Source organism: Streptomyces sp. NPDC026538 (assembly GCF_055567535.1).
This window is the reverse complement of the sequence record NZ_JBVHQG010000002.1, coordinates 1,250,793-1,272,744: the sequence shown is the minus strand read 5'-3', so window position 1 is coordinate 1,272,744 and position 21,952 is coordinate 1,250,793. Positions and strand designations below refer to the sequence as shown.

The 21,952-nt window shown below is 72.0% G+C and carries 17 protein-coding genes and 1 riboswitch; of the genes, 11 read left to right on the top strand and 6 right to left on the bottom strand.

The window, feature by feature from the left end:
* Positions 1 to 38: 38 nt before the first annotated feature.
* Positions 39 to 1,112: a CobW family GTP-binding protein gene (locus ACZ4N4_RS12600; RefSeq protein ID WP_467587455.1), complete on the top strand. Its 1,074-nt coding sequence runs from the start codon at positions 39 to 41 to the stop codon at positions 1,110 to 1,112.
* Here ACZ4N4_RS12600 and ACZ4N4_RS12595 read toward each other — a convergent pair.
* Positions 1,109 to 3,565 carry a DNA gyrase/topoisomerase IV subunit A gene (locus ACZ4N4_RS12595; RefSeq protein ID WP_453566615.1) on the bottom strand — a complete coding sequence of 819 codons (2,457 nt, stop codon included), beginning with the start codon at positions 3,563 to 3,565 and terminating at the stop codon, positions 1,109 to 1,111. The genes ACZ4N4_RS12600 and ACZ4N4_RS12595 overlap by 4 nt on opposite strands.
* A gap of 285 nt (positions 3,566 to 3,850) precedes the next feature.
* Here ACZ4N4_RS12595 and ACZ4N4_RS12590 point away from each other — a divergent pair, with 285 nt between their 5' ends.
* From ACZ4N4_RS12590 to ACZ4N4_RS12575, 4 genes are all read left to right on the top strand, one after another.
* Positions 3,851 to 5,254 (top strand): M16 family metallopeptidase, encoded by a 1,404-nt coding sequence (locus ACZ4N4_RS12590; protein WP_467587452.1) that lies wholly within the window; start codon positions 3,851 to 3,853, stop codon positions 5,252 to 5,254.
* Complete coding sequence (locus ACZ4N4_RS12585; protein ID WP_453565818.1) at positions 5,251 to 6,639, top strand: M16 family metallopeptidase; 1,389 nt, start codon at positions 5,251 to 5,253, stop codon at positions 6,637 to 6,639. Before ACZ4N4_RS12590 ends, ACZ4N4_RS12585 begins: the two co-directional genes overlap by 4 nt.
* A 246-nt stretch (positions 6,640 to 6,885) precedes the next feature.
* Positions 6,886 to 7,049, top strand: a riboswitch (cyclic di-AMP (ydaO/yuaA leader).
* A gap of 12 nt (positions 7,050 to 7,061) precedes the next feature.
* Positions 7,062 to 7,817: a M23 family metallopeptidase gene (locus tag ACZ4N4_RS12580; protein ID WP_453565821.1), complete on the top strand. Its 756-nt coding sequence runs from the start codon at positions 7,062 to 7,064 to the stop codon at positions 7,815 to 7,817.
* A 210-nt stretch (positions 7,818 to 8,027) separates the two neighbouring features.
* Positions 8,028 to 8,723, top strand: coding sequence for a GntR family transcriptional regulator (locus ACZ4N4_RS12575; RefSeq protein WP_351709601.1), 696 nt, complete (start codon positions 8,028 to 8,030; stop codon positions 8,721 to 8,723).
* Between the two features lie 302 nt (positions 8,724 to 9,025).
* Here the strand turns inward: ACZ4N4_RS12575 and ACZ4N4_RS12570 are convergent, their stop codons facing one another.
* Complete coding sequence (locus tag ACZ4N4_RS12570) at positions 9,026 to 9,307, bottom strand: HPr family phosphocarrier protein (RefSeq protein WP_030563197.1); 282 nt, start codon at positions 9,305 to 9,307, stop codon at positions 9,026 to 9,028.
* Between the two features lie 176 nt (positions 9,308 to 9,483).
* On the opposite strand from ACZ4N4_RS12570, the gene ACZ4N4_RS12565 reads away from it, so the two are divergent.
* The 4 genes from ACZ4N4_RS12565 to ACZ4N4_RS12550 all read left to right on the top strand — a co-directional run bounded on the left by ACZ4N4_RS12565 (position 9,484) and on the right by ACZ4N4_RS12550 (position 15,054).
* The gene (locus tag ACZ4N4_RS12565; protein ID WP_467587449.1) at positions 9,484 to 12,495 is read left to right on the top strand and encodes a bifunctional acetate--CoA ligase family protein/GNAT family N-acetyltransferase; all 3,012 of its coding nucleotides are present in this window, start codon (positions 9,484 to 9,486) and stop codon (positions 12,493 to 12,495) included.
* An 81-nt stretch (positions 12,496 to 12,576) separates the two neighbouring features.
* The gene (locus tag ACZ4N4_RS12560; RefSeq protein ID WP_352225937.1) at positions 12,577 to 13,173 is read left to right on the top strand and encodes a DUF5998 family protein; all 597 of its coding nucleotides are present in this window, start codon (positions 12,577 to 12,579) and stop codon (positions 13,171 to 13,173) included.
* Entirely contained in the window at positions 13,173 to 14,366 is a 1,194-nt protein-coding gene (locus ACZ4N4_RS12555; RefSeq protein ID WP_453565827.1) for an alkaline phosphatase family protein, read from the top strand. Before ACZ4N4_RS12560 ends, ACZ4N4_RS12555 begins: the two co-directional genes overlap by 1 nt.
* Before the next feature lie 40 nt (positions 14,367 to 14,406).
* Positions 14,407 to 15,054, top strand: a complete 648-nt coding sequence (locus tag ACZ4N4_RS12550) for a thymidine kinase (RefSeq protein WP_467587446.1) — start codon at positions 14,407 to 14,409, stop codon at positions 15,052 to 15,054.
* 31 nt (positions 15,055 to 15,085) lie between these two features.
* On the opposite strand, the gene ACZ4N4_RS12545 is transcribed toward ACZ4N4_RS12550, so the two are convergent.
* Positions 15,086 to 15,889 (bottom strand): VOC family protein, encoded by an 804-nt coding sequence (locus tag ACZ4N4_RS12545; protein ID WP_453565829.1) that lies wholly within the window; start codon positions 15,887 to 15,889, stop codon positions 15,086 to 15,088.
* A gap of 314 nt (positions 15,890 to 16,203) precedes the next feature.
* Between ACZ4N4_RS12545 and ACZ4N4_RS12540 the strand changes: the two genes are divergently transcribed.
* The gene (locus tag ACZ4N4_RS12540; protein ID WP_467587444.1) at positions 16,204 to 17,046 is read left to right on the top strand and encodes a sulfurtransferase; all 843 of its coding nucleotides are present in this window, start codon (positions 16,204 to 16,206) and stop codon (positions 17,044 to 17,046) included.
* An 83-nt stretch (positions 17,047 to 17,129) separates the two neighbouring features.
* Here ACZ4N4_RS12540 and sepH read toward each other — a convergent pair whose 3' ends face one another.
* Positions 17,130 to 18,164 carry a septation protein SepH gene (gene sepH / locus ACZ4N4_RS12535; RefSeq protein ID WP_453565835.1) on the bottom strand — a complete coding sequence of 345 codons (1,035 nt, stop codon included), beginning with the start codon at positions 18,162 to 18,164 and terminating at the stop codon, positions 17,130 to 17,132.
* Between the two features lie 471 nt (positions 18,165 to 18,635).
* On the opposite strand from sepH, the gene ACZ4N4_RS12530 reads away from it, so the two are divergent.
* Positions 18,636 to 19,424 (top strand): hypothetical protein, encoded by a 789-nt coding sequence (locus ACZ4N4_RS12530; protein WP_467587441.1) that lies wholly within the window; start codon positions 18,636 to 18,638, stop codon positions 19,422 to 19,424.
* On the opposite strand, the gene ACZ4N4_RS12525 is transcribed toward ACZ4N4_RS12530, so the two are convergent.
* Positions 19,348 to 20,676 carry a D-arabinono-1,4-lactone oxidase gene (locus ACZ4N4_RS12525; RefSeq protein WP_467587439.1) on the bottom strand — a complete coding sequence of 443 codons (1,329 nt, stop codon included), beginning with the start codon at positions 20,674 to 20,676 and terminating at the stop codon, positions 19,348 to 19,350. The two genes, ACZ4N4_RS12530 and ACZ4N4_RS12525, sit on opposite strands and share 77 nt — an antisense overlap.
* The gene (locus ACZ4N4_RS12520) at positions 20,636 to 21,874 is read right to left on the bottom strand and encodes an MFS transporter (protein ID WP_467587436.1); all 1,239 of its coding nucleotides are present in this window, start codon (positions 21,872 to 21,874) and stop codon (positions 20,636 to 20,638) included. The genes ACZ4N4_RS12525 and ACZ4N4_RS12520 overlap by 41 nt, the downstream gene beginning before the upstream one ends.
* Positions 21,875 to 21,952 lie beyond the last annotated feature (78 nt).

Sequence of the window (21,952 nt, the reverse complement as noted above, 5' to 3'; positions counted from 1 at the left end):
GACCGATCACGTCCGCGTCGGTACGAAAGAGGCCCCCGTTGGAGCACCGCCCCAGCCCCCAGCAGATCCCGGTCGTCGTGCTCGCCGGATTCCTGGGCTCCGGGAAGACCACGCTCCTCAATCACCTGCTGCACCGCAGCGGAGGCAGCCGGATCGGGGCGATCGTCAACGACTTCGGGGCCATCGAGATCGACGCGATGGCCGTGGCCGGCGCCCTCGGCGACTCCACCGTCTCGCTCGGCAACGGCTGCCTGTGCTGCGCCGTCGACGCGAGCGAACTGGACCGGTATCTGGAGCGGCTCGCCGACCCGGCCACCGGTGTCGACGTGATCGTCATCGAGGCGAGCGGTCTCGCCGAGCCTCAGGAACTCGTCCGGATGCTGCTCGCCAGCGAGCACCCCGGCATCGTCTACGGCGGCCTCGTCGAGGTCGTCGACGCCGCCGAGTTCGACGACACACGCGCGAAGCACCCCGAGATCGACCGGCACCTCGCCCTCGCCGACCTGGTCGTCGTCAACAAGCTCGACCGGGCCGAGCGGGGCGGCGAGCGTGTCCTGGGGCTCGTGCGGTCGCTCAGCGACCACGGGGCCGCCGTCGTGCCGGCCACCTACGGCCGTATCGACCCCGAGTTCCTCTTCGACTGCCGGCCAGGGGAGGAGCGCATCGGGCAGTTGTCCTTCGACGATCTGCCCGAGCATGCAGAAGGCGATGAGCACGCGGGACACCCGCACAGCCGGTACGACAGCCTGTCCTTCGTCTCCGGCCGGCCACTCGATCCCCGCAGGCTCATGACCTTCCTCGACAGCCGGCCCGAAGGGCTCTACCGGATCAAGGGGTACGTCGACTTCGGGCCGTACGACACCGGGAACCGGTACGCCGTGCATGCCGTGGGGCGGTTCCTGCGGTTCTACCCGGAGCCCTGGGGGCGGGACGAGGAGCGGCTGACCCAGCTCGTGCTCATCGGCTCCGGCATCGACGTGCCCGCCCTGCGCAAGGAACTGGACGCGTGCACGAACGACGCCCCACACGCCGACGAGCACGGCATGTGGGGCGTCCTGCGCTATGTGCAGGGCCTGGAGGAAGGCCCTGAGGAGGAGGGGTACGGGGCCTAGACCGGGCCCGCCACCACCGACACCGTCTTCGGCAGCGACACACCCGAGCCGTCCCGGCGCGGATCGGCCTCCGGGAGCTCGGCCGGCGTGCCGTTCTTCTGAGCGGCCTTCGCCGGCACCGGCCCCGCCCAGGCGAAGGCCAGGCAGTCCTCGCCCTTCAGGAACCGCTGGCAGCGCACCCCGCCGGTGGCGCGGCCCTTGCGCGGGTACTGGTCGAACGGGGTGAGCTTGGCCGTCGTCTGCACCGAGTCGTCGAGGGTGCCGCGTGAACCGGCCACCGTGAAGACCACCGCGTCGGCCGCCGGGTCCACCGCCGTGAAGGAGATGACCTTCGCGCCCTCCGTGAGCTTGACGCCCGCCATACCGCCCGCCGGCCGGCCCTGCGGGCGCACCTGGGAGGCCTGGTAGCGCAGCAGCTGCGCGTCGTCCGTGATGAACACCAGGTCCTCCTCGCCGGTGCGCAGCTCCATCGCGCCGACGATCCGGTCGCCCTCCTTGAGGGTGATGACCTCCAACTCGTCCTTGTTGGACGGGTAGTCGGGGACCACACGCTTGACCACGCCCTGCTCGGTGCCGAGGGCGAGACCCGGCGACGACTCGTCCAGTGTGGTCAGGCAGACCAGCGACTCGCCGTCCTCCAGGGAGAGGAACTCGGACAGGGGCGCGCCGCCCGCGAGGGTCGGGGCGGTCGCCGTCTCCGGGAGCTGCGGCAGGTCGACCACGTTGATACGGAGCAGACGGCCGGACGAGGTCACCGCGCCGACCTCGCCGCGGGCGGTCGCCGGGACCGCCGAGACGATCACGTCGTGCTTGGCCCGCTTGCCGTCGGCGTCCTCCGGGAACGGCTCGCCGTTCGTCGTGCGCGCCAGCAGGCCGGTCGAGGAGAGCAGCACCCGGCACGGGTCGTCGGCCACCTGGAGCGGCACCACGGCCGCCGGGGCGCCCGAGGCCTCCAGCAGGACCGTGCGCCGCTCGGTGCCGAACTTCTTCGCCACCGCGGCCAGTTCGGCCGAGACCAGCTTGCGCAGCTCGGCGTCCGACTCCAGGATGCGGGTCAGCTCGGCGATCTCCGCGGTGAGCTTCTCCTTCTCCGCCTCCAGCTCGATGCGGTCGTACTTGGTCAGGCGCCGCAGGGGGGTGTCCAGGATGTACTGCGTCTGGATCTCCGACAGCGAGAAGCGCTCCATCAGGCGCTGCTTGGCCTCCGCGCTGTTCTCACTGGAGCGGATCAGCCGGATGACCTCGTCGATGTCGACCAGGGCGGTGAGCAGGCCCTCGACCAGGTGGAGGCGGTCGCGGCGCTTGGTGCGGCGGAACTCGCTGCGACGCCGGACCACGTTGAAGCGGTGGTCGAGGTAGACCTCGAGCAGTTCCTTCAGGCCCAGGGTGAGCGGCTGGCCGTCCACCAGGGCGACGTTGTTGATGCCGAAGGACTCCTCCATCGGCGTCAGCTTGTAGAGCTGCTCCAGGACCGCCTCGGGCACGAAGCCGTTCTTGATCTCGACGACCAGACGCAGCCCGTGCTCGCGGTCGGTGAGGTCCTTGACGTCGGCGATGCCCTGCAGCTTCTTGGAGTTGACCAGGTCCTTGATCTTGGCGATGACCTTCTCGGGGCCGACCGTGAAGGGCAGTTCGGTGATGACCAGCCCCTTGCGGCGGGCGGTGACCGTCTCCACCGCCACCGTGGCGCGGATCTTGAAGGTGCCGCGGCCCGTCTCGTACGCGTCCCGGACGCCCTCCAGGCCGACGATCCGGCCGCCGGTGGGCAGATCGGGGCCCGGGACGTGCTTCATCAGCGTGTCCAGGTCCGCGTTCGGGTACCGGATCAGATGGCGGGCGGCCCCGATCACCTCGCCGAGGTTGTGCGGCGGCATGTTCGTCGCCATGCCGACCGCGATGCCCGACGAGCCGTTGACCAGCAGGTTGGGGAACGCGGCGGGCAGCGCCACCGGCTCCTGCTCCTGGCCGTCGTAGTTCGGCGCGAAGTCGACCGTGTCCTCGTCGATCGACTCGGTCATCAGGCTGGTCGCCTCGGCCATCCGGCACTCGGTGTACCGCATGGCGGCCGGCGGGTCGTCGTTGCCCAGCGAGCCGAAGTTGCCGTGGCCGTCGACCAGCGGGACGCGCATCGAGAACGGCTGGGCCATCCGCACCAGCGCGTCGTAGATCGAAGAGTCGCCGTGCGGGTGCAGCTTGCCCATCACTTCGCCGACCACGCGCGCGCACTTCACATAGCCGCGCTCGGGGCGCAGCCCCATCTCGTTCATCTGGTAGACGATCCGGCGGTGCACCGGCTTCAGGCCGTCGCGGGCGTCCGGCAGGGCGCGCGAGTAGATGACCGAGTACGCGTACTCGAGGTAGGAGCCGCGCATCTCGTCCACGACGTCGATGTCGAGGATCCTCTCCTCGTACGAGTCGTCGGGCGGCGGGGTCTTCGTGCTGCGGCGGGCCATCGCTGCCGGCTCCTTGCTCATGCGTGAACGGGATCTGACGCTGACCATTGTGGACCGCGGTACTGACAACCCGGGCCAGGCCCCGGTCTCCGCGGCCCGCCCCGGTGCCTCGGAGGCGTTCGGGAGCGAGTCGGACGCAGGCTACGCGATCCGCTGTGGGCGTACGTGGTGCGGGAACTTCGCCCAGTCCCGGCACGCTTGCATACAGTGGCAGGACTGGCAGAAAAACCGCGGTCCGAGACCGCTTCCGCGGGTGACGTGAGTGACGCGAGTGAAGGGACGTACATGCCCATGGGTCACACGACCACGGCCGAGACAGGCTCCGGAGGCCTGACAGCGACCGAGCACCGCTTGGCCAACGGTCTGCGCGTGGTGCTCTCCGAGGACCACCTGACCCCGGTCGCGGCGGTCTGCCTCTGGTACGACGTCGGTTCCCGGCACGAAGTCAAGGGACGTACCGGCCTGGCTCACCTTTTCGAGCACCTGATGTTCCAGGGCTCCGCCCAGGTGAAGGGCAACGGCCACTTCGAGCTCGTCCAGGGTGCCGGCGGCTCGCTCAACGGCACCACCAGCTTCGAGCGCACCAACTACTTCGAGACCATGCCCGCCCACCAGCTGGAGCTCGCCCTCTGGCTGGAGGCCGACCGCATGGGCTCCCTGCTCGCCGCCCTGGACGACGAGTCGATGGAGAACCAGCGGGACGTCGTCAAGAACGAGCGCCGCCAGCGCTACGACAACGTCCCCTACGGCACCGCCTTCGAGAAGCTCACCGCGCTCGCCTACCCGGAGGGCCACCCCTACCACCACACGCCGATCGGCTCGATGGCGGACCTGGACGCGGCCACCCTGGAGGACGCGCGGGCGTTCTTCCGTACGTACTACGCGCCCAACAACGCGGTTCTGTCGGTGGTCGGCGACATCGACCCCCAGCAGACCCTCGCCTGGGTCGAGAAGTACTTCGGCTCCATCCAGGCGCACGACGGCAAGCCCGCCCCGCGCGACGGCTCGCTGCCCGACATCATGGGCGAGCAGCTGCGCGAGGTCGTCGTGGAGGAGGTGCCCGCGCGCGCGTTGATGGCCGCCTACCGGCTCCCGGAGGACGGCTCGCGCGCGTCCGACGCGGCCGACCTGGCCCTCACCGTCCTCGGCGGCGGCGAGTCCTCCCGCCTCTACAACCGCCTCGTACGACGCGACCGTACGGCCGTCGCCGCCGGCTTCGGCCTGCTGCGCCTGTCCGGTGCGCCCTCCCTGGGCTGGCTGGACGTGAAGACCTCCGGCGACGTCGAGGTGCCGGTCATCGAGACCGCCATCGACGAGGAGCTCGCCCGGTTCGCCGAGGAGGGCCCCACGCCCGAGGAGATGGAGCGCGCCCAGGCCCAGTTGGAGCGCGAGTGGCTGGACCGGCTGGGGACCGTCGCGGGCCGCGCGGACGAACTGTGCCGGTTCGCCGTCCTGTTCGGTGACCCGCAGCTCGCCCTGACCGCCGTCCAGCGCGTCCTCGCGGTGACCCCGCAGGAGGTCCAGGAGGTCGCCAAGGCCCGGCTGCGGCCGGACAACCGCGCGGTGCTCGTCTACGAGCCCAAGTCCCCGGAGACGGTCGAGGACGCCGACGTACCCGAGGACCCCGAGGCCGAGGCCACGGTCGAGGCCGCCACCGCCGAGCACGACGACGAGGAGACGGCCAAGTGACCGAGCTCGCCACCATGGACTTCCACCCGCAGCCCCAGCCGGGCGACGCCCGGCCCTGGGCCTTCCCGGCCCCCCAGCGCGGCACCCTGGACAACGGTCTCACCGTGCTGCGCTGCCACCGGCCCGGCCAGCAGGTCGTCGCCGTCGAGGTGCTCCTGGACGCGCCTCTGGACGCCGAGCCGGCCGGCCTGGACGGCGTCGCCACGATCATGGCGCGCGCCTTCTCCGAGGGCACCGACAAGCACTCCGCCGAGGAGTACGCCGCCGAGCTGGAGCGGGCCGGCGCCACCCTGGACGCCCACGCCGACCACCCCGGTGTCCGGCTCAGCCTGGAGGTTCCGGCCTCCCGCCTGGCCAAGGGACTCGGGCTGCTCTCCGACGCGCTCAGGGCGCCCGCCTTCGCCGACAGCGAGGTCGAGCGGCTGGTCCGCAACCGCCTCGACGAGATCCCGCACGAGCTGGCCAACCCCAGCCGCCGGGCCGCCAAGCAGCTCTACAAGGAGCTCTTCCCGTCGACCGCGCGGATGTCCCGACCGCGCCAGGGCACCGAGGACACCGTCGAGAAGATCGACGCGGCCGCCGTACGCGCGTTCTACGACCGGCATGTCCGCCCCGCCACCGCCACCGCGGTCGTCGTCGGCGACCTCACCGGCATCGACCTGGACGAACTGCTCGGCGAGACCCTGGGCGCCTGGCGCGGCTCCACCGCCCAGCCCCGGCCGGTGCCCCCGGTCTCCGCCGACGACACCGGCCGTGTCGTCATCGTGGACCGCCCCGGAGCCGTCCAGACGCAGCTGCTCATCGGCCGCATCGGCGCCGACCGGCACGACCGCGTCTGGCCCGCCCAGGTGCTCGGCACCTACTGCCTGGGCGGCACCCTCACCTCCCGCCTGGACCGCGTCCTGCGGGAGGAGAAGGGCTACACCTACGGCGTCCGCGCCTTCGGGCAGGTCCTGCGGTCCGCCCCCGACGGCAGCGGCGCCGCGATGCTCGCCATCAGCGGCTCGGTGGACACCCCGAACACCGGCCCGGCGCTCCAGGACCTGTGGACGGTGCTGCGCACCCTCGCCTCCGGCGGCCTCACGGACGCCGAGCGCGACGTCGCCGTGCAGAACCTGGTGGGCGTGGCGCCGCTCAAGTACGAGACGGCGGCGGCCGTCGCCGGCACCCTGGCCGACCAGGTCGAGCAGCATCTGCCCGACGACTTCCAGGCCACGCTCTACCGGCAACTGGCCGCCACGGGCACCGTGGAGGCCACCGCTGCCGTCGTGAACGCCTTCCCGGTCGACCACCTGGTGACCGTCCTCGTCGGCGACGCGGCGCAGATCAAGGAGCCGGTCGAGGCCCTCGGCATCGGCGAAGTGACGGTCGTCGCCGCCGAGTAGGCGGAGGGGGCCGGCCGGAGCAAGCGGCGCAGCAGGGAGCGCGGCCGGACGAGCGGCACGCGCGCGTGCAGCGGCCCTGGTGACCGTCACGTCACCAGGGCCGCCGAATGTCCGAATTGGGGCGGAGGTTGCCTGTCTGCCCTGTGGGATGCGCGACAAAAACCATGATCCGTTTGAGCAGGGCGAGGGCGTCCTCGTAGGTTCTTCCGGACTGTCCGTCAGGCAGTGCGCCGCGCCCGCGGCACCGGACAGTCATCGCCGAGTCCCCGTACGGCGCGAGCTAGGGGAGCCGGGGACCCATGCAGTCCCTGGGGTGAATCGGGCGCCCGCGCGAGCCGCGAGGGGGCCCGTAGGAGACCTTCCTGCTCCGAACCCGTCAGCTAACCCGGTAGGCGAGAGGGAAGGAAAGGACCAGCCTCTACATGGCGTTCATGTGCGCCTCCGGGAAGCATCGTCGCCCCGGCCGGGTGAAGCGCACCACCGCGCAGGCCGTCGGCATCGCGGCCCTCACCACCACGGGTGTCATCGGCACCGTCTCGGCCGCCCCGGCGCTCGCCGCGGAGAACTCCGTCGAGCAGACCGGCCTCACTCCAGTGATCACGGTCAGCGACTCGGTCGCCGACCAGATCGACGCCCAGGCCGCCGCGCAGACGGCCGCCGCCGAGCGCAAGGCGGCCGAGGAGGCCGCGCGCAAGAAGGCCGCGGAGAAGGCCAAGAAGGAGCGCGAGGCCGAGGCGCGCGCCGCGCGGGCAGCCGAACGCAAGCGCCTCAACGCCTTCGTCGCGCCGATCTCCGACTCGTACGTCTCCACCGGGTACAAGACCGGCGGCTCCCTGTGGTCCTCCGGCGCCCACACCGGCATCGACTTCCACGCCGCCACCGGCACGGTGGTGCACGCGGCCGGCACCGGCACGGTGGTCTCCACCGGCTGGGGCGGGTCCTACGGCAACCAGATCGTCATCAAGATGGCCGACGGCATGTACACCCAGTACGGTCACCTGTCGTCGATCGGCGTCTCGGTGGGCCAGAAGGTCACCCCGGGCCAGCAGATCGGCCTCTCCGGCGCGACCGGCAACGTGACCGGCCCCCACCTCCACTTCGAGGCCCGCACGACCCCTGAGTACGGCTCGGACGTCGACCCGGTCGCCTATCTCCGCAAGCACGGCGTGAACGTCTGACCCGAGCACGCCGACGAACATGTGACGTCAACGGCGAGAGCCCCGAAGCCCCGGCCCCCGAGCCGGGGCTTTCGTCGTTTTCGTGACCCCGGTGTCCAAAAAATATGCATGGATTCAGGGCCCCCGTCGGAAATTCCCGCTCATTGCAATAGAGTCACGGAACGGACGCCACTCGGCGGCGTTTCACGGGGATTAAGGCGGAGGTCGGACATGCGTATTCCGGCGCACTCGGTATGCACAGCCATCCGCGACGACATCGTCGCGGGTGTCTACGAGCGCGGCAGCCGGCTCACCGAGGAACTCCTGGCCCGTCGCTACGGCGTCTCGCGCGTCCCCGTCCGCGAGGCCCTGCGCACCCTGGAGGCCGAGGGCTTCGTGGTGACGCGCCGGCACGCGGGCGCGTGCGTCGCGGAACCGACCGAGCAGGAGGCCGCCGACCTGCTGGAGATGCGTCTGCTCCTGGAGCCGCTCGGCGCCTCCCGGGCCGCCCAGCGCCGTACCGAGGCCCACCTCAAGGTGCTGCGCGGACTGGTCAGGCTGGGCCAGGAACGGGCCCGTCGGGGCGGCAGCGAGGACCTGCGCTCCCTGGGCGGCTGGTTCCACGAGACACTCGCCCAGGCCACCGGCAGCCACGCCCTGACCTCGACACTCACCCAGCTGCGGCACAAGATCGCCTGGATGTACGCCGTCGACGCCCCCGCCAACCCCGTGGAGTCCTGGGCCGAGCACGGCGCCATCGTGGACGCGGTGACGCGCGGCGACAGCGAGCGCGCGCGGGCGATCACCGCGCTGCACACCGAGCGGTCCGCGGTCTCGCACCGGCTGCGCTTTTCCGGCGGCACGGACCGGGCCAACGGTGTGAGGACTTCGCAACATCCCGTAAACATGTCGGGCCTGCGGCATTAACACGGGCACCGTATACAAAGAGGAGTTATTCGGTGGAGCAGTATTTCCGTTGCCCTCTCGCGGGCTCCGCCGTCCTTATTTCGTGCGCGCCCGGAATTTCCGACGGTGCGCCTTCGGTGTGCCCTGTGCGGAATTAACTATGCCCGGTGCAAAGTCCGGCTCCCGATAAAGGGTGGCCGTTCATGAAGACCGGCTCCGGGGGACACCACGGCGGGATCTCCGGGTGACGGCACGGCGGGAACGGCGAGACCGCGCCCCCCCGGAGGAGTGGCGCGGTCTCGGTCGTGCGGGCGCTGTGGCGCTCAGACGGTCTCGGGGAGCTCCTCGAGACCCTCGGCGACCAGCTTGGCCAGGCGGTCGAGGGCGGCGTCCGCGCCCTCGGCGTCGGAGGCGAGGACGATCTCCTCGCCGCCCTGGGCGCCCAGGCCCAGGACAGCCAGCATGGAGGCCGCGTTGACGGGGTTGCCCCCGGCCTTGGCGATCGTCACCGGGACGCCTGCGGCCGTGGCGGCTCGGACGAAGATGGAAGCGGGGCGGGCGTGGAGGCCCTCGGCCCAGCCGACGTTGACGCGGCGCTCAGCCATGTGATGCTGCCCTTCGGTGTTCAGGGTTGTCTAGACCAGTTTCCCATATCGTGAAGCATGCCCGGAGCTGACGTAAGTCCCTCCGGGTGTGTCGCCGGACCGCGGCCTCGGTCCGGCTTCCGTCCTCCACAGACTGCCTCGCGCCACTGTCGGACGCGAGCCGTACTCTGGGGCCCATGCAGACCCCGGCGGACCGACAGGACGGGCACGCGTACCCCTCCCACTGGGAGGCGGACGTGGTGCTGCGCGACGGTGGTACCGCGCGCGTCCGGCCCATCACCGTTGATGACGCCGACCGCCTGGTCAGCTTCTACGAGCAGGTCTCGGACGAGTCGAAGTACTACCGCTTCTTCGCGCCCTACCCCAGGCTCTCCGCCAAGGACGTCCACCGCTTCACGCACCACGACTTTGTGGACAGGGTGGGACTCGCGGCCACCATCGGCGGCGAGTTCATCGCCACCGTACGCTATGACCGCATTGGCGCCGACGGTATGCCCGCCTCCGCGCCGGCCGACGAGGCCGAGGTCGCCTTCCTCGTCCAGGACGCCCACCAGGGCCGGGGCGTCGCCTCCGCCCTCCTGGAGCACATCGCGGCCGTCGCGCGGGAGCGCGGTATCCGCCGGTTCGCCGCCGAGGTGCTGCCCGCCAACAGCAAGATGATCAAGGTGTTCACGGACGCCGGCTACACCCAGCAGCGCAGCTTCGAGGACGGCGTGGTCCGCCTGGAGTTCGACCTGGAGCCCACCGACCGCTCGGTCGCCGTCCAGCGCGCACGGGAGCAGCGGGCGGAGGCCCGTTCGGTACGACGGCTGCTGACCCCCGGTTCGGTGGCCGTGATCGGCGTCGGCCGAGCGCCCGGCGGTGTCGGCCGCAGCGTCCTCGGCAACCTCCGGGACGCCGGCTTCACCGGCCGCCTGCACGCCGTGAACCAGGCCTTCCCCGAGGACCTCAAGGAGGTCGACGGGGTGCCCGCGCACCGCTCCGTGCGCGACATCGACGGACCGGTCGACCTCGCCGTGGTCGCCGTACCCGCCGAGCAGGTCCCGGACGCCGTCACCGACTGCGGCGAGCACGGCGTCCAGGGGCTCGTCGTCCTCTCCGCCGGGTACGCCGAGAGCGGCCCGGACGGCCGCGAACGCCAGCGCGAACTCGTCCGGCACGCGCGCACGTACGGCATGCGCATCATCGGGCCGAACGCCTTCGGGATCATCAACACCGCCGCCGACGTACGCCTGAACGCCTCCCTCGCGCCCGAGATGCCCCGCCCCGGCCGGATCGGCCTCTTCGCCCAGTCCGGTGCCATCGGGATCGCCCTGCTGTCCCGGCTGCACCGGCGCGGCGGCGGCGTCACCGGCACCACGGGCGTGTCCACCTTCGTGTCGTCCGGCAACCGCGCCGACGTCTCCGGCAACGACGTCCTCCAGTACTGGTACGACGACGCCGAGACCGATGTCGTCCTCATGTACCTGGAGTCCATCGGCAACCCGCGCAAGTTCACCCGTCTCTCGCGGCGTACGGCGGCGGCGAAGCCGCTGGTGGTGGTGCAGAGCGCAGGTTCGGCGCCGCAGGGGCACGCGGTACGGGCCACGCGGCTGCCGCACGCCACGGTGTCCGCGCTGCTCCGGCAGGCCGGGGTGATCCGCGTCGACACGATCACGGAGCTGGTCGACGCGGGGCTGCTGCTCGCCCGGCAGCCGCTGCCGGCCGGGCCCCGGGTGGCGATCCTCGGGAACTCCGAATCGCTCGGGCTGCTGACCTACGACCGCTGTCTGGCGGAGGGGCTGCGGCCGGCGCCGCCGCTGGACCTGACGACCACGGCGACCCCCGCGGACTTCCACCGGGCGCTGTCGGAGGCGCTGGCGGACGAGTCCTGCGACGCGGTGGTCGTCACGGCCATCCCGACGATCGGGGAGGGGGCGGTCGGGGACGCGGAGCTGGCGGAGGCCCTGCGGTCGGCGGCCGAGGGGGCGCACGGGAAGCCGGTGCTGGTGGTGCACGTGGAGCTCGGGGGGCTGGCGGAGGCGCTCTCGGCCGCGGGCCGCACCGCACCGCAGACGCAGGTCATGGCACCCGGCGCCTCCAGCGGTGCCCACCGGTTCCGCCCCGCACCGACGGAGGCGGGAGCCGAGCCGCCCTCCACCGAGCCGCCCTCCACCGAGCCGCCGCGCACCGAGCCGCCCTCCAGCGCGGCAACGGCGCGACCGGGCACGTCGCCCACCAACGCGACCGCACGACCGGGCGCGCCCTCGTCCGCCGCGGGAGCCGTCCGGACACCCCCCGCCGCCGTCACCGAGGCGGTCCAGTCGCCCGCCCCGCACCCCTGCTCCCGGCTGATCCCCGCGTACCCCGCCGCCGAGCGTGCCGTCCGGGCACTGGCCGAAGCCGTGAAGTACGCGCAGTGGCGGCGGGAGGCCGCCGATCCCGGGAAGGTGCCCGAGTACGACGACATCGACGAGAAGGGGGCCGCCGAGCTGATCGGCGCGCTGCTCGAGCGCGGGGAGGGGCTCAACCTCGGGACCGAGGAGACCTGTGCGCTCCTCGGCAGGTACGGCGTCGCCGTGCATCGCGCGCTGCCCGCCCCCACCCCCGAGGCCGCCGCCGTGGCCGCGCGCGACCTCGGCTACCCGGTCGCCCTGAAGGCCACCGCCCCGCACCTGCGCCACCGCGCCGACCTGGGCGGGGTACGGCTCGACCTGGCGGACGAGGAGCAACTGCGCCGGGCGTACGCCGAGTTGACCGAGCTGTTCGGGCCGCCGCAGGAGCTGCGCCCGGTGGTGCAGCGGATGGCACCCCGGGGTGTCGACACCGTCGTACGGGCCGTGATCGACCCGGCGGCCGGGGCCGTGCTGTCCTTCGGGCTGGCCGGGGCCGCCTCGCAGCTGCTCGGGGACACGGCCCACCGGCTGGTCCCGGTGACGGACCGGGACGCGACCTCGCTGGTGCGGTCGATCCGAACCGCCCCCCTGCTGTTCGGCTGGCGCGGCTCGACCCCCGTCGACACGCCCGCCCTGGAGGAACTGCTGCTGCGCGTCTCCAGACTGGTCGACGACCATCCCGAGGTGGTGGCGGTCACCCTGGAACCGGTCGTGGTCGCCCGGCACGGCGTCAGCGTCCTCGGTGCCACCGTCCGCCTCGCGCCGCCGCCCGCCCGCGACGACCTGGGCCCGCGGACCCTGCCCGCCTACTGACCGCGGCGAACACCCGCCCCCGTGGTGGCTTTCGACCAGGGTGCGTCGACTGGCCCGGACCCCCCTTGCCCACGGATTAGGATGGACGCCATGGCCAAGACCAGTACGACGACCCAGGGGCTGCGCGTCGCGATCGAGCGCAGCGGCTACTACCCGGCCCTCGTGGCCGAGGCGGTGGAGGCCGCCGTGGGCGGTGAGCCGATCCGGTCGTACCTGGTCCACCAGGAGACGACGTTCGACCAGAACGAGGTGCGGCGGCATGTGACCGTGCTCGTCCTCACCGGCAACCGCTTCATCGTGAGCCACACCGACGAGCAGGCCGCCGACAGCACCTCCCCGACGCCGTACGCCACCACCTCGACGGAGTCGGTCAAGCTCGGCCGGATCTCGTCGGTCGTGGTCAGCCGGGTGGTGGCCAACCCGGAGCAGTACACGCCGGGCACCCTGCCCCGCGAGATCGTGCTGACCATCGGCTGGGGTGCCGTCTCCCGTATCGACCTGGAGCCCGCCGCCTGCGGCGACCCCAACTGCGAGGCCGACCACGGCTACACGGGCAACTCCACGGCGGACGACCTGAGCCTGCGCGTCAGCGAGGCGGGGGACGGCCCGGAGACGGTGCGCCAGGCGCTCGCCTTCGCCCAGGCCATCTCCGAGGCGACCGCGGACGTCACGCACTGATGGCGTACGCCGCCTGGGACCATCCGGAACCGCTCGCCCTCGGCTCCGCGCCGCTGCCCGAGTACGGCAGCGGTTCCCTCGCCGACCTGCTGCCCACCCTGGCCGCCGGGATGGCCGTACCCGGAATGACCGCGTCGATCACGGAACTGACCGCGGCCGACCGGAACTGCGTCTTCCTGGTCGACGGTCTGGGCTGGGAGCAGCTCAGGGCCCACCCGGACGAGGCGCCCTTCCTGGCCTCGCTGCTCGGCAGTTCACGCGGCGGCACCGGACGGCCGATCACCGCCGGCTACCCGGCGACCACCGCCACCTCCCTCGCCTCCGTCGGCACCGGCCTGCCGCCCGGCGCGCACGGCCTGCCCGGCTACACCGTCCGCAACCCCGCCACCGGCGAGCTGATGAACCAGCTGCGCTGGCAGCCGTGGAGCGACCCGGCCGCCTGGCAGCCGTACCCCACCGTCTTCCAGCTCGCCGCCGACGCCGGCGTGCACTCGGCCCAGGTGTCCTCCCCGACCTTCGAGCGCACCCCGCTCACCAAGGTGGCGCTCAGCGGCGGAACGTTTCACGGCCGGCTGACCGGCGAGGAGCGGATGGACTTCGCCGCCGAGCAACTGGCCGCCGCCGACCGCTCCCTGGTGTACACGTACTACGCCGAGCTGGACGGTGCCGGGCACCGCTACGGCGTCGACTCCGACACCTGGCGCGGTCAGCTGATGCACGTCGACCGGCTGGTGCAGCGGCTCGCCGAGCAGCTCCCGCCGCGCAGCGCGCTGTACGTCACCGCCGACCACGGCATGCTCGACGTGCCGTTCGACGAGCAGCACCGCATCGACTTCGACGAGGACTGGGAGCTGCGGGCCGGGGTCGCCCTGCTCGGCGGCGAGGGCCGGGCACGGCACGTGTACGCGGTCCCCGGCGCCGCGAGCGACGTGCTGACCTGCTGGCGCGAGGTGCTCGGCGAGCAGTTCTGGGTGGCCTCCCGGGACGAGGCGATCGCGGCCGGCTGGTTCGGCCCGCCGGACCGGTTCGACGAACGGGTGTACGAGCGGATCGGTGATGTGGTCGCGGCCGCGCACGACGACGTCCTGATCATCGCCTCCGAGCGGGAGCCCAAGGAGTCGGCGATGGTCGGCAACCACGGTTCGATGACCCCCGTCGAGCAGCTCGTCCCGCTGCTCGAAGTACGCTCCTAGCGCCCCTCGTCCCACCTCTCCGAAAGGTGTTCAACTCCCCATGCCCGAGCTGGTCTTCTTCTCCGGAACGATGGACTGCGGGAAGTCGACCCTGGCTCTGCAGATCGAGCACAACCGGTCGGCCCGCGGTCTCGTCGGCATGATCTTCAGCCGTGACGACCGCGCCGGTCACGGCAAGCTGTCCTCCCGCCTCGGCCTGGTCACCGACGCCGTGGAGGTCGAGGACGGCCAGGACCTGTACGCGTACCTGGTCGACCATCTCTCGCAGGGCGGCCGCGCGGACTACGTCATCGCCGACGAGGCGCAGTTCCTGGTGCCGGAGCAGATCGACCAGCTCGCGCGCGTGGTGGACGATCTGGGACTGGACGCCTACGCGTTCGGCATCACCACCGACTTCCGCTCCAAGCTGTTCCCCGGCTCCCAGCGGCTGGTGGAGCTGGCCGACCGGGTCGAGGTGCTCCAGGTCGAGGCCCTGTGCTGGTGCGGCGCCCGTGCCACCCACAACGCCCGTACGGTGGGCGGCGAGATGGTCGTCGAGGGTGCCCAGGTGGTCGTGGGCGATGTCAACGAGTCGGCCGGGAAGGTCGGTTACGAGGTGCTGTGCCGCCGCCACCACCGGCGCCGGATGACCGCCGCGTCGGCCCACGCGGCGGCCCTCTCCCCGGACGTCCTGCCCGTCACGACCTGACTCCCCGGACGTCCTGCCCGTCACGGCTGACTCAGCGCGGGCTCTCGATCACGGAGAAGACCGCGCCCTCCGGGTCGGCCACCGTGGCGACCCGCCCGTGCGCGCTGTCCCGGGCCGGCTGCAGCACCTGCCCGCCCAGCTCGGCGACCTCGCGCAGGGTCGCGTCCGCGTCGGCCACCTCGAAGTATGTCAGCCAGTGCGGCCCCCGGTCCCGCGGCAGCGAGAGACCGACCCCGTGGATGCCGGCCACCGGGCGGCCCTCGACGTGCAGGGTCACGTAGTCGAAGTCGGCGGACACCACCGGCTCCTCCTCGTAACCGAACACCGCCTCGTAGAACTTGGCGACGCTCGCGGTCTCGAAGGTGAGCAGCTCGTTCCAGGCGGGTGTGCCGGGGACACCGGTGATGGACGTGCCGAGGTGGGCCGAGGCCTGCCAGATGCCGAACACCGCGCCCGACGGGTCGGAGCCGATGGCCATCCGCCCGGCCTCGGCGGCGTCGAGCGGGCCGACGCCCACCGTGCCGCCGCACAGCCGGGCCGTCTCGGCCGTCAGGTCCACGTCCTCCGAGGCGAAGTACGGCGTCCAGGCGATCGGCAGCTGACGGTCCGGCGGCAACTGCCCGATGCCCGCGACCTCCTGTCCGTCGAGCAGCGCCCGGACGTAGGGGCCGAGCTGCTGCGGCCCGGGCTGGAACTCCCAGCCGAACAGGGCCTCGTAGAACTCCTCGGTCGCGGTCAAGCCGTGCACCATCAGACTCACCCAGCAGGGGGTGCCGGGCGTGCGCCGAGCGTGTGTACCGCCGTTCGGGCCGGCCGATCCCCGTACCTCGGTCATCGTCACTCTCTCCTCGGCCCCTCGCGGTGGCCGTGTCGCTTCCGCTCTCCGGACCGGCTGTGCCGCAGCCGCGGGCACGCTCCGTGCCGATGCTCGCACCCTGCGTGGCGTCCCGCGTCCAGGCGGTGGCGGCGGCCTTCGCCGCGAGGATGCCTGATCTGCCGTTTCTCGTCCGTTTCCGGGCGATTGCCGCCGGGTGTCCATCAGCTGTACAGCATGTGCCCGATCCCGTACGCCCGGTGATCGAGCCTGTCCGGCCGAGCAGAGTAGTCGTACCTGGACGATGCGGCCACCCCTGGCGTAAGGATGGGGCCATGGAAGCCATCATCACCGCAACCGAACTCGCCGCCGACCTGGCCGGGCCGAATCCGCCCGTGCTGCTGGACGTGCGCTGGCAGCTGACCACGCAGGGCGGCGCGGCCTTCGACGGCCGGGCCGAGTACGCCGCCGGGCACCTGCCGGGCGCCCGCTACGTGGACCTCGACACTGAGCTGGCCGCCGCGCCCGGCGAGCGCGGCCGGCATCCCCTGCCCGACCTGGCCGTCTTCGGGGCGGCGATGCGCCGTGCGGGTGTGTCGGCGGGCCGCCCGGTGGTCGTGTACGACGGCGGACACGGCTGGGCGGCGGCGCGCGCCTGGTGGCTGCTGCGCTGGACGGGTCACCCGGATGTGCGGGTCCTGGACGGCGGGTTGCCGTCCTGGGAAGGCGCTCTTTCGGCTGACGCGGCCGAGTCGACCGAGGGTGACTTCGAACCTGCGCCCGGCGCGCTGGAGTTGCTCGACGCGGACGAGGCGGCCGCGCTGGCCCGCGCAGGTGTGCTGCTCGACGCCCGTGCGGGGGAGCGGTACCGGGGTGAGGTGGAGCCGATCGACCGGATCGGCGGCCACATCCCGGGCGCCGTCTCCGCGCCGACCACCGAGAACGTCGGCCCGGACGGCCGGTTCCTGTCCGCCGGGGAGCTGAGTGACCGTTTCAAGGCCCTGGGCGCCTCCGCGGCGGCTCCGGTGGGCGTCTACTGCGGCTCGGGCGTCTCGGCCGCCCACGAGGTGCTGGCGCTGGCCGTGGCGGGCATTCCGGCGGCGCTCTACGTCGGTTCGTGGTCGGAGTGGTCCGCGGACCCGTCCCGTCCGGTCGCGATCGGCCCCGACCCGCAGTAGGGCGGAGGCAGAAGGGCAACGAGAAGAGGGGGCACGCGCGCGTGCCCCCTCTTCGTACGGTCGTACGGGTTCTGCGGCTCCTGCTATTCCTGCTTCTTGCGCCGCGTCCCGAAGACGATCTCGTCCCAGCTCGGCACCGCGGCCCGGCGGCCGGGGCGGACACCGTCGGCCTCGGCCTGGCGGTCGGTGGCGCCGATCAGCCGGTCGCGGTGGCTGCCGACGGAGCGGGGCATCAGGACGTCCGCGTAGGCGGAGCCGGCCGAGGCCGCGGGGGCCGGGGGCTCCTCCGCCGCCGGTTCCGGAGCGGGCTCCTCCGGGACGGCCTCCGTCGGGCGCTCCGGGACCACCATGTCGCCCCGGAAGCTCGGTACCGCCTCCAGCAGGCTGGTCAGCGAGTCCCGCTCGCCGGCCGTCTCCTCGAGCGGTTCGGCCGACTGCGCGGGCAGGCTCGGCCGGTCCCGGTCGCCGGAACGGTCCAACGGGCGGTCACGCGGCAGCCGCGCGATCCGCGGCACGAACGGAAAGCTGGGCTCCGGTACGGCGAGGTCGTCGGACTCGCCGATCAGCGAGCGCGCCTCGTCGTCGACGGCCTGGACCAGCCGCCGGGGCGGGTCGTAGGTCCAGCTCGCCGAGTGCGGTTCGCTCGCGACCCGGTAGACGAGGAGGACTTCCCAGGTGCCGTCGTCGCGCCGCCAGGAGTCCCACTGCACGGTGTCCTTGTCGGCACCGCGCAGCACCAACCGCTCCTGGACGGCCTCGCCGAGCAGCGGCCCGGAGTTCTCGCCGGGCCGGCGTACCGGCGTCTTGCGGGCTCGCTCGGCCATGAAGGCGCGCTCGGCCAGTACCGGACCCTCGAAGCGCCGCACCCGGTCGACGGGGATCCCGGCGAGCTGGGCGACCTCTTCCGCGGTCGCACCCGCCCGTATCCGCGCCTGGATGTCTCGGGGCCGGAGATGGCTCTCGACCTCGATCTCGATCTGGCCGAGCCGGGGCCGGTCGCCGCGTACGGCGGCACGGAGCCGTTCGTCGATCGGAAGCGTGTACTCCGTAGAGTCGGCAGCCTTGAGCACCAGCCGTGTGCCGTCATTGGAGACGGCCACGACACGCAGTTCGGGCATGGGGACCTCCCGGGTGGTGCCTGCCGACGTCACGTGCGTCGCTGCTTCCGCTAGTCGAGTGTGGCCTGCCCGGGTGCAGCCTGCCACAACCTTGCCGAGTTGCCCGGCGTGTCGGGCACGGGCCCGGGTACGCCGTTATGGCACGGTTACCTATTCGCAACGCTAAGTGACCAACTCCGTCACCCTGTGCAACTAGCCCCCTCCCGGCGGTCCTGCAAGGCCCCGGACGCCCTGGCGGGAGACCGGACCCAGGGCTCGCAACAGTACTCCATTCGGGCCACGTGCGTGGATTGGCGCGCCGCCCAAATTATGGCAACGAGCCGTCTCCGGCCGTCGGTTGCCCACTTCGGGCGATCTTGAACGTGGCGTACTTCACGCAATCCGCAGAAACGGAACTAATGGTTTCGTTCGTACGTCCCTTTCTCATGCAGTCGGTCGAACAAGTATGGGAAGGGCAGGCAAGGTTCGGGAATGCGCGAAAGGCCCGGTTCCGGTGACCAGACCAGTGCGGGGGAGGAGGGGAAGGGAAGTTCGAGGCGGATCGACCTCAGCGTGCCCCAGGTCGCGGGCAGTGCCGTGGCCGCGGTCATGGCCGCCAAACTCGCGTCCTATGTAGGGGTGTACGGCACGATCCTCGGCGCCGGCGTCGTCAGTGTGATCGCCACCTGCGGCGGCACCCTCTTCCAGCACTTCTTCAAGCGCACCGGTGAACAGCTGCGCGACGCGACGGTGGCCCCCCGGCCCCCGGAGCAAGCGCCCCCGGAGCCCGGCGAGTTCACCGCGGGCACCGTCTACCGCGCCCGGGTGCGGACCTGGCGCCGCCCGGTGTTCGCGGCGGCCCTGGTGTTCGTGGTGGCCATGGCCGGCATCACGACCTACGAACTGGTCTCCGGCGGCAGCTTCAGCGGCGGCTCCGGTACGACGGTCAGCGGCGCCGTCACCGGCGACACCGGGTCCCCGAAGTCGCCGGACCCCTCGGATCCCGCTGACCCCTCGGACCCTTCGGGCTCCCCTGACCCGAACTCCGGTGAGGGCGCGGGCATTTCGCAGGCCCCGTCGCCGTCGTCGTCCCCGGACGCGTCACGGACACCGGCGAGCGAGGGCGCCACGACGCCGGCACCGTCCCCGAGCGGGTCCGTGAGCGGGGAGCCGAGTGCGGCCCCCTCGCCCGCCGGGTCCTCGGCTACGGGCCCAGCACCCTCCGCAAGTAGTCGTTCTGGAACAGCCGGTCCGGATCGAGACGATCCCGCAGCGCGGTGAACTCGCCGAACCGGGGGTAGGCCTTGGCGAAGTACTCCGCGTCCCTGGTGTGCACCTTGCCCCAGTGCGGACGGCCCTCGTGCGCGGTGAAGATGCGCTCGGCGGCGGTGAAGTACGCCTGGTACGGGGTGCCCCGGAACATGTGCACCGCGACGTAGGCGCTGTCCCGGGCCGAGGCGGTGGACAGGGCGATGTCGTCGGCCGGGGCGGTGCGGACCTCGACCGGGAAGTTGATCCTGAGACCGGAACGGTCGACCATCGCCTTCAGTTCCCGCAGCGTGTCCACCAGGGCCTCGCGCGGCACGGCGTACTCCATCTCCACGAAGCGCACCCGACGCGGGGATGTGAAGACCTTGTAGGGGATGTCCGTGTACGACCGCGCGGACAGCGCCCTGCTGGAGATCCGGGCGACCGTCGGTACGACGGCGGGCACCGCGCGGCCGAGCAACTGCACGCCGTGGAAGAGGCCGTTGGAGAGGAACTCGTCCTCGAACCAGCCGGCCAGCTGCCCCACCGGCTGCAGCGGGCCCGCGCTGCGGTTGTTGCGCTTGGTGTTGGTGTTGCCGGTGTGCGGGAACCAGTAGAACTCGAAGTGCTCGTTCTCGGTCCAGTGCTGGTCGAACTCGGCGAGGACCCGGTCCAGGGGCATCGGCTCCTCCCGCGCGGAGAGCAGGAAGAGCGGCTCCACGGCGAACGTGATCGCGGTGACGATCCCGAGCGCGCCGAGACCGATCCGCGCGGCCGCGAAGATCGCACGTTCTTCTTCGGTCCCCTTCTCGGAGCAGGTGAGCACCGAGCCGTCGGCGGTGACCAGTTCGAGTTCCCGGATCTGGGCGGCGAGCGAGGCGGACTCGCGGCCCGTGCCGTGGGTACCGGTGCTGGTGGCCCCGGAGACCGTCTGCTCCATGATGTCGCCCATGTTGGTCAGCGACAGGCCCTCGCGGGCCAGGGCGATGTTGAGTCTCTTGAGCGGGGTGCCGGCCTCGACCGTGACGGTCATGGCCTTACGGTCGATATTGCGGATCCCGGTCAACAGTTGAGGGCGGATCGAGACGCCGTCGGTCGCGGCGATCGAGGTGAAGGAGTGGCCGCTGCCGACCGCCTTCACCTTCAGGCCGTCCTCCGCCGCCTGTCGTACGGCCGCGGCCAGCTCGTCCACGGAGGCGGGTGTGACCTCCCGCGCGGGACTGACGGTGACCGTCCCTCCCCAGTTACGCCACGTGCCGTTCTTCCCGCTCGCTGTACTGCTCAACGGTGCCTCCCCGACCCGTGACCGGCCTGTTGAGCCGGCGGTACCCGAGGAAACCGACCGCGACCGCGACGGCCCCGGACACGGCCGGAACCCCGTACCCGGCGCGGGCCCCGGCAGCGTCGATCACCCAGCCGGCGACCGAGGAGCCGAGCGCCACCCCGACCGCGAGGCCGGTGCTCACCCAGGTCATTCCCTCGGTGAGCTTCGCGCGAGGTACGTGCTTTTCGATGAGGGACATCGTCGTGATCATCGTCGGTGCGATGGACAGGCCCGCAACGAACAGCGCCACGGCCAGAAGCGGCAAGTTTCCGACCAGTAGGAGGGGGATCATACTCACGGCCATCGCACATACGCCCAGCAGCCACCTGCGTTCCGGCTTCCCCGCGAACCGCATCAGTCCGAAGACCACCCCGGCCAGACAGGAGCCCGCCGCGTACAGGGCCAGGACCACGCTCGCGGCGCCCTTGTGGCCGCGTTCGTCGGCGAAGGCGACGGTCACCACGTCCACCGCCCCGAAGATCGCTCCGGTGGCCACGAAGGTCGCCACCAGCACCTGGAGGCCGGGCGCGCGCAGCGCCGAACCGCGGGTGTGGTGCTCACGCGGGTGCGGTGCGGGCTCGGTGGCGCGCTGGGCGGTCAGCCAGAGGACGCCGGCGGCCAGGAAGCAGGCGGCCAGCAGCGGCCCCGCCTCCGGGAACCAGGCGGTGGACAGGCCGATGGAGATGATCGGCCCGAAGATGAAGCAGACCTCGTCGACGACGGACTCGAACGAGTAGGCGGTGTGCAGCTGCGGGGTGCCCCGGTAGAGGGCGGCCCAGCGGGCCCGGATCATCGCACCCAGGCTCGGCACCGCGCCGATCCCGGCGGCGCAGACGAACAGCACCCAGTCCGGCCACCCGTAGTACGCGGCGAAGAGCAGTCCGGCCGCCGACGCCAGCGCGAGCAGGGTCGCGGGGCGCAGCACACGGCGCTGGCCGTACCGGTCGACCAGCCGGGACACCTGCGGGCCGACCCCGGCGGCGGCGAGCGCGATGGTGGCCGAGAGCGCGCCCGCGAGGCCGTACCGGCCGGTGAGCTGGGAGATCATCGTGACCACGCCGATGCCCATCATGGACAGTGGCATCCGGCCGACGAAGCCCGCGGCGGAGAAGCCCTTGGTGCCGGGAAGGGCGAACAGGGCGCGATAGGGGCTGGGCACGGAGGTCTCCGACGGCTGGGTAAGGCGTGACAGCGGTTGGTACAGCTTACGAGTAAGGGGACCCTAATGCACCTTGTC

Bases quoted from the DNA above. Each gene is read 5' to 3' on its own strand.
- ACZ4N4_RS12595 (WP_453566615.1), bottom strand. From the start codon at position 3,565: ATGGCCCGCCGCAGCACGAAGACCCCGCCGCCCGACGACTCGTACGAG.
- ACZ4N4_RS12590 (WP_467587452.1), top strand. From the start codon at position 3,851: ATGCCCATGGGTCACACGACCACGGCCGAGACAGGCTCCGGAGGCCTG.
- ACZ4N4_RS12580 (WP_453565821.1), top strand. From the start codon at position 7,062: ATGGCGTTCATGTGCGCCTCCGGGAAGCATCGTCGCCCCGGCCGGGTG.
- ACZ4N4_RS12575 (WP_351709601.1), top strand. From the start codon at position 8,028: ATGCGTATTCCGGCGCACTCGGTATGCACAGCCATCCGCGACGACATC.
- ACZ4N4_RS12570 (WP_030563197.1), bottom strand. From the start codon at position 9,307: ATGGCTGAGCGCCGCGTCAACGTCGGCTGGGCCGAGGGCCTCCACGCC.
- ACZ4N4_RS12565 (WP_467587449.1), top strand. From the start codon at position 9,484: ATGCAGACCCCGGCGGACCGACAGGACGGGCACGCGTACCCCTCCCAC.
- ACZ4N4_RS12560 (WP_352225937.1), top strand. From the start codon at position 12,577: ATGGACGCCATGGCCAAGACCAGTACGACGACCCAGGGGCTGCGCGTC.
- ACZ4N4_RS12555 (WP_453565827.1), top strand. From the start codon at position 13,173: ATGGCGTACGCCGCCTGGGACCATCCGGAACCGCTCGCCCTCGGCTCC.
- ACZ4N4_RS12550 (WP_467587446.1), top strand. From the start codon at position 14,407: ATGCCCGAGCTGGTCTTCTTCTCCGGAACGATGGACTGCGGGAAGTCG.
- ACZ4N4_RS12545 (WP_453565829.1), bottom strand. From the start codon at position 15,889: ATGACCGAGGTACGGGGATCGGCCGGCCCGAACGGCGGTACACACGCT.
- ACZ4N4_RS12540 (WP_467587444.1), top strand. From the start codon at position 16,204: ATGGAAGCCATCATCACCGCAACCGAACTCGCCGCCGACCTGGCCGGG.
- sepH (WP_453565835.1), bottom strand. From the start codon at position 18,164: ATGCCCGAACTGCGTGTCGTGGCCGTCTCCAATGACGGCACACGGCTG.
- ACZ4N4_RS12530 (WP_467587441.1), top strand. From the start codon at position 18,636: ATGCGCGAAAGGCCCGGTTCCGGTGACCAGACCAGTGCGGGGGAGGAG.